At 71.2% G+C, this 10,260-nt stretch carries 8 protein-coding genes; all 8 read left to right on the top strand.

Annotated features, from left to right (window positions below):
• The first annotated feature begins 327 nt into the window (after window positions 1–327).
• Complete coding sequence (locus tag E1200_RS09180) at window positions 328–1,200, top strand: polysaccharide deacetylase family protein (RefSeq protein ID WP_243708433.1); 873 nt, start codon at window positions 328–330, stop codon at window positions 1,198–1,200.
• Window positions 1,201–1,437: 237 nt separating this feature from the next.
• Window positions 1,438–2,925: a 30S ribosomal protein S1 gene (rpsA, locus tag E1200_RS09175; RefSeq protein WP_131951394.1), complete on the top strand. Its 1,488-nt coding sequence runs from the start codon at window positions 1,438–1,440 to the stop codon at window positions 2,923–2,925.
• A 303-nt stretch (window positions 2,926–3,228) separates the two neighbouring features.
• A complete protein-coding gene (locus tag E1200_RS09170) occupies window positions 3,229–5,193 on the top strand; it encodes an endonuclease/exonuclease/phosphatase family protein (protein ID WP_243708432.1) in 1,965 nt (654 codons plus the stop codon).
• 37 nt (window positions 5,194–5,230) lie between these two features.
• Complete coding sequence (locus E1200_RS09165; protein WP_131951393.1) at window positions 5,231–5,722, top strand: GNAT family N-acetyltransferase; 492 nt, start codon at window positions 5,231–5,233, stop codon at window positions 5,720–5,722.
• Between the two features lie 16 nt (window positions 5,723–5,738).
• Window positions 5,739–6,353 carry a dephospho-CoA kinase gene (gene coaE / locus E1200_RS09160; RefSeq protein WP_131951392.1) on the top strand — a complete coding sequence of 205 codons (615 nt, stop codon included), beginning with the start codon at window positions 5,739–5,741 and terminating at the stop codon, window positions 6,351–6,353.
• A gap of 92 nt (window positions 6,354–6,445) precedes the next feature.
• Window positions 6,446–6,691 (top strand): hypothetical protein, encoded by a 246-nt coding sequence (locus E1200_RS09155; RefSeq protein WP_131951391.1) that lies wholly within the window; start codon window positions 6,446–6,448, stop codon window positions 6,689–6,691.
• A gap of 150 nt (window positions 6,692–6,841) precedes the next feature.
• Entirely contained in the window at window positions 6,842–7,993 is a 1,152-nt protein-coding gene (locus tag E1200_RS09150) for a histidine kinase (protein WP_131951390.1), read from the top strand.
• Between the two features lie 95 nt (window positions 7,994–8,088).
• A complete protein-coding gene (uvrB, locus tag E1200_RS09145) occupies window positions 8,089–10,206 on the top strand; it encodes an excinuclease ABC subunit UvrB (protein ID WP_131951389.1) in 2,118 nt (705 codons plus the stop codon).
• Window positions 10,207–10,260: the final 54 nt, after the last annotated feature.

Genomic DNA, 10,260 nt, shown 5'->3' with positions numbered 1-10,260 from the left:
GATCGGGGGGTAGGCGAGTAGGTGTCCTTGTTGTCCGGGGAACCGTAGGCCGTCTCCGGGTCCTGTTCGGGTCGACCGGCGGGGGGTAGCGTGCCTCTGCTTCACAAGATCGCTGGAGTCGTGGTCGTCTGTGCCGTGGTCCTGGGACTGACGCTTCCGGGGGAGCGGCGGGGGCGTGAGCAAGAAGGGGATACGGCGCAGCGTGCCGCGTCCACGGCTTCGCCGGCCGCGGTGGAGGCCGGGGCCGCCGCGCCCGTACCCGGGAGCGGGACGCCTTCGGTTTCGCCGAGTGCTCCCATTCCCGCGGCGGCGCCGGCGGCCGCGGCCGTGAAGGCGAACGAGCTCGGCCAGATACCGGTGCTGATGTACCACCGGATCGTGAAGAAGCCCGAACGGCCGCTGGACCGGACGGTCAAAGAGCTCCACGACGAGCTGACGCGGCTGGCCAAGGGCGGCTACCAGCCCATCACGGCGGCCGAGTTCGTCAGCGGGAAGTTCAACGTCCCGGCCGGCAAGTACCCGGTGGTGCTGACGTTCGACGACAGCTCGCCCGACCAGTTCGCGCTCGACGCGCAGGGCAACCCCGCGCCCGACACCGCCGTCGCGGTCATCCAGCAGGTCGCGAACGAGAACCCCGGGTTCCGGCCGACGGCGACGTTCTTCCTGATCGACGACATCTTCGGGATGGAGGACGAGCAGGCCGCGGCCGGGCTGAAGTGGCTCCTCCAGCACGGGTACGACGTCGGGAACCACACGAAGTCGCACCCGAACCTCTCGGGGCTGTCCGAGAAGAAGGTGCAGGACGAGATCGGCGCGCTGGAGGACCGGGTCGTCCAGCTCACCGGGGCGCACACGGCGACGCTCGCCTACCCGTTCGGGGCGGTGCCCAGGAAGGAGAAGTGGGCGCGCGAGCAGGGCGGCCGGTACGCCTTTCAGGGGATCTTCCTCGCCGGGTGGCGGCCGTCGGTGTCGCCGTTCGACGAGGAGTTCGACCGGTGGAACATCCCGCGGGTCCGGTCCGAGGGCAAGATCAAGGAGAACGACTGCACGAAGTTCTGCTCGACCGCGTGGCTCGAATACCTGGACAAGAACCCGGCGGAGCGGTACACATCTGACGGTGACCCGAACACCGTGACGTTTCCCAAGGCGTCCGAGGACCGGCTCGCCAAGGAGTACCGGGGGCGGGCGCGGACATACTGACCGCCCTGGCGGACCTGGATTGACCACTGAGGGCTGGTCCCATATCCTGATCGCTGCGCTGTGGGCCTGCGCGAGCTTCAGACGGAGCAGGCTCGAGCTCGGTCAGGTCGGCGACGTCGGTTCGGTCTAAAGACGCGGCAGGTCCGCGTCCCATTCCGGTCCTCGGCAGGGCGGAAAACGGCCCTCCGCGCAGAAGCCCATCACGACTTCACTGTCCGTACCGGAGCCAGCCGACACATGACGAGCAGCACCGAGGCCACCTCGACCACCCCGCAGGTAGCGGTCAACGACATCGGGTCCGAGGAAGCCTTCCTCGCCGCGATCGATGAGACCATCAAGTACTTCAATGACGGCGACATTGTCGAAGGCACTGTCGTCAAGGTCGATCGTGACGAGGTCCTCCTCGACATCGGCTACAAGACCGAGGGCGTCATTCCCTCGCGCGAGCTGTCCATCAAGCACGACGTCGACCCGAACGAGGTCGTCTCCACCGGAGACCACGTCGAGGCCCTCGTCCTCCAGAAGGAGGACAAGGAAGGCCGGCTGATCCTGTCCAAGAAGCGCGCCCAGTACGAGCGCGCCTGGGGCACGATCGAGAAGATCAAGGACGAGGACGGCATCGTCACCGGCACGGTCATCGAGGTCGTCAAGGGCGGCCTGATCCTGGACATCGGCCTGCGCGGCTTCCTGCCCGCGTCGCTGGTCGAGATGCGCCGGGTCCGCGACCTGCAGCCCTACGTCGGCCGCGAGCTCGAGGCCAAGATCATCGAGCTGGACAAGAACCGCAACAACGTGGTCCTGTCCCGCCGCGCCTGGCTGGAGCAGACGCAGAGCGAGGTCCGCCAGACCTTCCTCAACACGCTGCAGAAGGGCCAGGTCCGCAAGGGCGTCGTGTCCTCGATCGTCAACTTCGGCGCGTTCGTCGACCTCGGCGGCGTCGACGGGCTCGTGCACGTCTCCGAGCTGTCCTGGAAGCACATCGACCACCCCTCCGAGGTCGTCGAGGTCGGCCAGGAGGTCACGGTCGAGGTCCTGGACGTCGACATGGAGCGCGAGCGGGTCTCGCTGTCGCTCAAGGCGACGCAGGAAGACCCGTGGCAGCAGTTCGCCCGCACCCACCAGATCGGGCAGGTCGTCCCGGGCCGCGTCACCAAGCTGGTCCCGTTCGGCGCGTTCGTCCGCGTCGAGGAGGGCATCGAGGGCCTGGTGCACATCTCCGAGCTGGCCGAGCGCCACGTGGAGATCCCCGAGCAGGTCGTCCAGGTCGGCGACGAGATCTTCGTGAAGATCATCGACATCGACCTCGACCGGCGCCGGATCTCCCTGTCGCTCAAGCAGGCCAACGAGGGCGCCGCGAGCATCGAGGAAGAGGACTTCGACCCGACGCTGTACGGCATGCCGGCCGAGTACGACGAGCAGGGGAACTACAAGTACCCCGAGGGCTTCGACGCCGAGACCGGCGAGTGGCTGCCCGGCTTCGACGAGCAGCGCGAGACCTGGGAGCGGCAGTACGCCGAGGCCCGGTCGCGCTTCGACGCGCACCGCAAGCAGATCGAAGAGGCCCGCAAGGCCGAGGCCGAGGCGGGCGCCGAGCCCGCGGCCGGCGGCGGTGGCGGCGGCGAGACGTCCTACTCCGGCGGCGGCGAGAGCGAGACCACCGGTGGCGCCCTGGCCACCGACGAGGCGCTCGCCGCGCTGCGGGAGAAGCTCTCCGGCGGCCAGTAGTCCCATCCCTTCCCCCGGCGGGCCGCACGCGGCCCGCCGGAGGGCGGGGCACGGTGACGCCTCTCCGGTCTCGCGGCCGACGCCCACGGGCGTGACCGCCGCGATGCCGCGGCCACCGACAATCCGAACACGACCCGCACACGGCCGGAGAACGATCTTGCGAGATCGCCCTCCGGCCGTGCGTCGGTTGCGTCACCATTGATGTCGGGCGGCCGCGCGGCACCGGCGATGCCCGCCGACCCGTCACCACGCAGCGCCCACCGTCCCGCAGGTCCGCCCGTCCCCCGGGGAGCACTCGTTCAAGTGGCCAGCACAGACGCCAACACCGACGCCGGCACCAGGACCGGCGGCCCCGCCGCGTCCGGCCCGTCCATCGTCCCGCCGGGCCCCGCGCGGCTCGCGCTCATCGCCGTCACGGTCGCGGTGCTCGCGCAGACCCTGCGGTTCGCCCTGCCCCAGCTCGACCATTTCGCCGACCGGACCGGCCCCGCCGTCGCCGCCGCCGGCGTGCTCGTCGTGTTCCTCGCCGGGTTCGCCGCGCCGGTGATCCGCCGGGCCGCCGGCTCCCGCGTCGTGCTGCTCGGCGCGGTCGGCGGCCTGCTCGCCGTCCGGCTGCTCGCGCAGGCCATCGAGCCGCGCGTCTGGCTCGCGTTCGCCGCGACCGCCATCGGCATGGTCGCCGTCGGGGCGCTGTTCGAGGGCGCCCGCGGCCTGTCCGGCGTCGGCTTCGCCACCGCGACCGTCGCCGGCCTGTCCATCGACGCCGCGGTGCGGATGTGCTTCGCCACCTGGGACCCGGTGTGGCGCAGCGGCGTCGGGCCGTGGCTGGCGTGCCTGGCGTTCGTCGGCCTCGGCGCCGCCGCGCTCTACCGGGAGCTGTCGGCCGAGCCCGTCGCGGCGCCCGGGATCTCCTGGCGGGACGCGCTCGGCGCGGCCGCGTTCGGTCCGTTCCTGGCGCTGCAGATCCTCATCCTGTCCAGCCCCGCGTTCGTCGCGTCGTCCGGGTGGCTGTCGCTGACCGCGGCGCACATCACGATCGTCGCCGGGCAGGGCCTCGCGCTGGCGTTCCTCGCGTCCGGCCTCGCGGTGCGGGCCGTCCCCGGCGGCGTGTGCGTGCTCGGCGGCACCGTCCTCGGGGTCGGTGCCGGCGCCGTCGCCGGCACGTACGCGATCTCCGGCATCGAGGTCGTGCCCATCGTCATCCTCGGTCAGGTGCTGTCGGCGTGGCTGCTGGCGGTGGCGGTGCGGGCGCCGCTGCGCCGCGCCGGGTCCGGCGGGCCCGCGTGGCGGGTCGACGCCGGCGCCGCGCTCGGCGGTCTGCTGATCGCGCTGATCCTCGTCCCGTACCAGGTCAGCGCCATCTCGCCGCTGCCGTTCCCCAACAACGTCCTGCCGGGGATCGCCGGCATCGCGCTCGGTGCGCTCGCCGCCTTCGCGTCCGCCCGCGGCGGCCCGCTGCCCGCCCGCGCCCCGCTGCGCGCCCTCACCGCCGGCGCCGCCGCCCTCGGGCTGCTGGCCGGCACCCTGGTGTTCACCGTCGCCGCGCCGGACGGCAAGGCGCCCGCGCCGCCGCTGCCGGGCCACGTGCGCGTCCTCAGCTACAACATCCACGACGCCGTCAACCAGGCCGGGCGGCTCGACCCCGAGGGCATCGCCCGCGTCATCGAGGAGCAGCAGGCCCAGGTCGTCCTGCTGCAGGAGGCGAGCCGCGGGTCGCTGCTGTCGGGCACCGCCGACGTCGGCGTGTGGCTGTCGCGGCGCCTCGGCATGAAGCTGATCTGGGGTCCGGCCGCCGACGGGCAGTTCGGCAACGCGATCCTGACGTCGCTGCCGGTGCACAGCTCCGGGACGGGCCGCTGGCCGCGCGGCGACTGGTCGCAGATCCGCGGCTACGTCTGGGCGCGGCTCGGCGTCGGCGAGACCACCATGGACGTGTGGTCCACGCATCTGGAGGGCGGCGAGGACCAGGCCGACGAGCGCGCCCGCTCGATCGCGGCGCTGCTGCGGGCCTGGGGCGGCGCGCCCCGCACGCTGATCGGCGGCGACTTCAACGCCGGCCCCGACAGCCCCGAACTGGCCGCGATGACCGACGGGACCGACCTGCGCAGCACCGCGATCGGCGACGACACGTCCCCCACCAGGTCCGACGGCGCGCGCGTCGACTGGATCTTCGGGTCGGACGGCATCCTCGTCACCGAGTACAACGTGCCGGTGTCGGACGCGTCCGACCACTATCCGGTCGCGGTCACCGTCCGGATCGGGCGCTGAGCGGACCGGGCCCGCGTCCCGCCGCTAGGGTCGGGCCATGAGCGAACCGAGCGTCGCGGTCGAGCGGGCCGGCCCGCAGGACGCCGGGGAGGTGCTGACCGTGCAGCGCGCCGCCTACGTCGCGGAGGCGCAGCTGTACGGCGACCCGTTCATCCCCCCGCTGGTCGAGTCGGCCGAGCAGCTCCGCAAGGTCCTGGCGAGCGACGCGGTCGTGCTGAAGGCGGTGCTCGGCGGCCGCCTCGTCGGGGCGGTCCGCGCTCAGTTCAGCGAGCACACCTGCCTGGTCGGGCGGCTCGTCGTCGTCCCCGACCTGCAGGGACGCGGCATCGGGCGGCGGCTCCTCGCCGCGCTGGAGGACGCGGTGGCCGGACGCGCCGAAGCGTGCGTGCTGTTCACCGGCCACCTCAGCGAGGCGAACCTCCGGCTGTACCGCCGCGCCGGGTACGCCGAGACGCACCGCGAGCGCGTCGCCGCGCACCTCACGCTCGTCCACATGCGCAAGCCCCTCGTCCCGGCGGGAACCGCGTGACCACTAGGGTGAGCGCGTGCTGAAAGTGGGACTCACCGGCGGAATCGGGTCGGGCAAGAGCGAGGTGTCGGCGCGGCTCGCCGCGCACGGTGCCGTGGTCATCGACGCCGACAAGATCGCCCGCGAGGTGGTCGAGCCGGGCACGCCCGGCCTCGCCGCCGTCGTCGCGGAGTTCGGCGAGGAGGTGCTGCTCCCGTCCGGCGGTCTCGACCGCGAGAAGGTCGGCCGGATCGTGTTCGGCGACCCCGACCGGCTGGCGGCGCTGAACGCGATCGTCCATCCGCTGGTGGGGGAGCGGATGCAGGAACTCATGGACGCCGCGCCCGAGGACGCCGTCGTCGTGTACGACGTGCCCCTGCTGGCGGAGAACGGCCTGGCCCCCATGTACGACGAGGTCGTCGTCGTGGACGCTCCCGCCGACATGCAGCTCGACCGCCTCGTCGCCCGCCGCGGGATGACCGAGGAGGACGCCCGCGCCCGCATGGCCAGCCAGGCGTCCCGCGAGGACCGCCGGGCCGTCGCCTCCCACCTCATCGACAACTCCGGCACGCTGGCGGACCTGCAGAGCCAGGTGGACGCCCTCTGGAAGGCCCTCACCGTCCGCGCCGCGGAGAACGATGGCTCACAGTGATCAATTGAACGCAATGGGTCATCGACTGTGGCAGGATGTGGTCGTCGCCGTCCGGCGAACACAGGACCACGACGGAGAGGTAGCATCCCCCCATGGCGTCCAAGCCTCTAGAACAGGTCACTCTCGCTGACCTGGCCACCAAAGACGACCTCAAGAACCTCGTCACGAACGAAGAACTCCACAAGGGGCTCAACCTGGTCAGGCGGGAGTTCAAGCAGGAGCTCGGTTCCGCTGTGAACATGATCATGGGTGAGCTCGGGAAGATCGCGGCGCGACAGGAGGAGCAGGGCAGGATCCTGGCCCGCCTGGTCGCCGCGACCGACGGTGTGGCCCGGTAACGGCCCTGACACGACGGTGCCCCTGGAAACCCTCTTCCAGGGGCATGCTTCGTTGTAGCGGCGATGGCGGATCGGACGTCCCGGAAGGGTGTCGGTGACCTTCCTGATTGAGCGGTCCTGGTAACCTGCCGCGCGCTATAGGCTCATCGCATGCGCGTGCGGGGCTGGTGGTCGGCGGCGTGGCCGACGAAGCGGTCCCGTGCGCTCGACGTCTCCCTCGCCATCGCGCTCGCCATCGCGGACGGGCTGTTCCTGTGGTTCGCCGATCAGGAGTTCTGGCTTCCGCCGCCCGTCGTCTCGGCCTGCAGCGCCGTGCTCGGCCTGGCCACCGTCGTGCGGCGCATCCATCCCGTGGGTCTCGCGCTGTTCCTGGTGACGATCGGCACGGTCCTCGGTGCGGGCGCGGCGTCCGCGCTGGTCATCCTGTACTCGCTCGCCGCCTACACCTCGTCCCGCTGGACCGTCGTGACCATCGCGATCGTCGGCTACATCACCTCGCTCGCCATCGCCGCGCCCACGTCGTCCAGGGACCCCTTCATCGCGCAGGCCATCTTCAGCGTCGCGTTCATCGGCGTCCCGGTCCTGCTCGGGCTGTACATGGGGGCGCGCAAGCAGCTCCTCGCCTCACTCCAGGAACGCGCAGCGCGCCTCGAACGCGAACAGCACCTCCTCGCAGAGCGCGCGCGGGGTGAGGAACGGACGCGCATCGCACGGGAGATGCACGACGTGGTCGCCAACAGGATCAGCGTCATGGTCGTGCACGCGGGCGCTCTCAAGGCGATCGCCGTGCGCGATCCGGAGCGGGCCGCGGAGACGGCCGGCGTCATCGGCGACATGGGACGTCAGGCCCTGGAGGAACTCCGCCATGTCATCGGTGTCCTCAGGCAAGGCGAGGAGGCCCTGCCCCAGGAGGCCCTGACGATCGCCCACGTCCGCGACCTCGTCGGGCAGTCCGGTGCGGCCGGCCTCAGCGTCGACCTGTCGATCCGCGGTGAGGACCGCCACATCCCCGCCGCCGTGGGACGGACGGTGTACCGCCTCGTTCAGGAGGCGCTCACCAACGTCCACAAGCACGCCGGCATGGCAGGTACTCGCGTCGACCTCGGCCTGCTGCCCGAGGCGATCGAGGTGGAGGTCGCCAACGATCCGCCGATGGCCCGTCCCGAGCACCGGCTGCCGAGCGGCGGCAACGGCCTGGTGGGCCTCCGCGAGCGCGTCACCGCCCTCGGCGGCACCTTCGAGGCCGGGCCCCGCGGCGGCGGCTACGCCGTCCGCGCCCGGATCCCGCTGCCCGCGTCCTAACCGGGCGCCGGCCGCCGGCCTGCGCGGATACTGATTGTCGTAGGCACTGCATACAGTTGGTGGGCAGGCAGCCGACGGACAGGGGAGACGCGACGATGCGGCCAGTCACGGATCTGCGGCGCCGTGTGGCGCCGTTCGAGGTCATCACCGAGATGACGCCGTCGGGCGACCAGCCGCAGGCGATCGCCGAGCTGACCGCCCGCATCGAGCGCGGCGAGCAGGACGCGGTGCTGCTCGGCGCCACCGGCACCGGCAAGACCGCCACGATCGCGTGGCTGGTGGAGAAGGTGCAGCGACCGATGCTGGTCATGCAGCCGAACAAGACGCTCGCCGCGCAGTTCGCCAACGAACTGCGCGAGATGCTGCCGAACAACGCCGTCGAGTACTTCGTCTCCTACTACGACTACTACCAGCCCGAGGCGTACATCCCGCAGACCGACACCTACATCGAGAAGGACTCCTCGATCAACGACGAGGTCGACCGGCTGCGGCACTCGGCGACCAACTCGCTGCTGACCCGCCGCGACACCGTCGTCGTGGCGTCCGTCTCCTGCATCTACGGCCTCGGCACGCCGCAGGAGTACGTCGACCGCATGGTGCGCCTCAGCGTCGGCCAGGAGATCGACCGCGACGACCTGCTCCGGCAGCTCGTCGGGATGCAGTACACCCGCAACGACCTCGCGTTCACCCGCGGCACGTTCCGGGTCCGCGGCGACACCATCGAGATCATCCCGCAGTACGAGGAGCTCGCCGTCCGCATCGAGATGTTCGGGGACGAGATCGAGAAGCTCGCCACCCTGCACCCCCTCACCGGCGAGCAGATCACCGAGGACGAGGAGCTGTACGTCTTCCCCGCCTCCCACTACGTCGCCGGCCCCGAGCGGATGGAGCGGGCCATCCGCGACATCGAGGCCGAGCTGGCGGAGACCCTCGCCGTGATGGAGCGGCAGGGCAAGATGCTGGAGGCGCAGCGGCTGCGCATGCGCACCGCCTACGACATCGAGATGATGCGGCAGGTCGGCACCTGCTCCGGCATCGAGAACTACTCCCGCCACATCGACGGCCGCGGCCCCGGCAGCGCCCCCAACACCCTCCTCGACTACTTCCCGGAGGACTTCCTCCTCGTCATCGACGAGTCGCACCAGACCGTCCCGCAGATCGGCGCGATGTACGAGGGCGACGCGTCCCGCAAGCGGATGCTGGTCGAGCACGGGTTCCGGCTGCCGTCCGCGATGGACAACCGGCCCCTCAAATGGGAGGAGTTCCTCGACCGGATCGGCCAGACCGTCTACCTGTCCGCGACGCCCGGCCCGTACGAGATGGGCCGCGTGAAGGGCGACGTCGTCGAGCAGGTCATCCGCCCCACCGGCCTCATCGACCCGGAGATCGTCGTGAAGCCCACGAAGGGGCAGATCGACGACCTCATCCACGAGATCCGCGAGCGCACCGAGCGCGACGAGCGCGTCCTGGTCACCACCCTCACCAAGAAGATGGCCGAGGACCTCACCGACTACCTGCTCGAACTCGGCATCCAGGTCCGCTACCTGCACAGCGAGGTCGACACCCTGCGCCGCATCGAGCTGCTGCGGGAGCTGCGCGTCGGCGAGTTCGACGTCCTGGTCGGCATCAACCTGCTCCGCGAGGGCCTCGACCTGCCCGAGGTGTCGCTCGTCGCGATCCTGGACGCCGACAAGGAGGGCTTCCTGCGCTCCGAGACGTCGCTCATCCAGACGATCGGCCGCGCGGCCCGCAACGTGTCCGGCCAGGTCCACATGTACGCCGACACGGTCACGCCGTCGATGGAACGCGCGATCGATGAGACCAGCCGCCGCCGCGCCAAGCAGCAGGCGTACAACGAGGAGCACGGCATCGAGCCGCAGGCGCTCCGCAAGCGCATCGCCGACATCCTCGACTCCCTCGCCCGCGAGGACGCCGACACCGAGACGCTCATCGGCGGCTCCGGCCGCCAGCAGAGCCGCGGCAAGGCCCCCGTCCCGGGGCTCGCGTCCCGCACCCGTGAGGTCGGCCGGCACGCCGCCGACCTGGTCGGCGAACACCCCCGCGAGGACCTGGAGGCCCTCATCGAGCAGATGACCGTCCAGATGCACCAGGCCGCCGCCGACCTCCAGTTCGAGCTCGCCGCCCGCCTCCGCGACGAGATCAAGGAGCTCAAGCGCGAACTGCGCGACATGAAGGAGGCCGGCGTCCACTAGCCTCCACCGCGCCGCCCCTCAAGCGGGAACCGCCGTCCGGAGGTCCCCGCGCCC

The organism is Actinomadura sp. GC306, from assembly GCF_004348665.1.
In the GTDB taxonomy this organism is placed as follows: domain Bacteria; phylum Actinomycetota; class Actinomycetes; order Streptosporangiales; family Streptosporangiaceae; genus Spirillospora.
Note: the sequence above shows the minus strand (reverse complement) of the source record. Positions and strands in the feature narration are given on the sequence as shown.

Bases quoted from the DNA above. Each gene is read 5' to 3' on its own strand.
- rpsA (WP_131951394.1), top strand. From the start codon at position 1,438: ATGACGAGCAGCACCGAGGCCACCTCGACCACCCCGCAGGTAGCGGTC.
- E1200_RS09155 (WP_131951391.1), top strand. From the start codon at position 6,446: ATGGCGTCCAAGCCTCTAGAACAGGTCACTCTCGCTGACCTGGCCACC.
- uvrB (WP_131951389.1), top strand. From the start codon at position 8,089: ATGCGGCCAGTCACGGATCTGCGGCGCCGTGTGGCGCCGTTCGAGGTC.
- E1200_RS09165 (WP_131951393.1), top strand. From the start codon at position 5,231: ATGAGCGAACCGAGCGTCGCGGTCGAGCGGGCCGGCCCGCAGGACGCC.
- E1200_RS09150 (WP_131951390.1), top strand. From the start codon at position 6,842: ATGCGCGTGCGGGGCTGGTGGTCGGCGGCGTGGCCGACGAAGCGGTCC.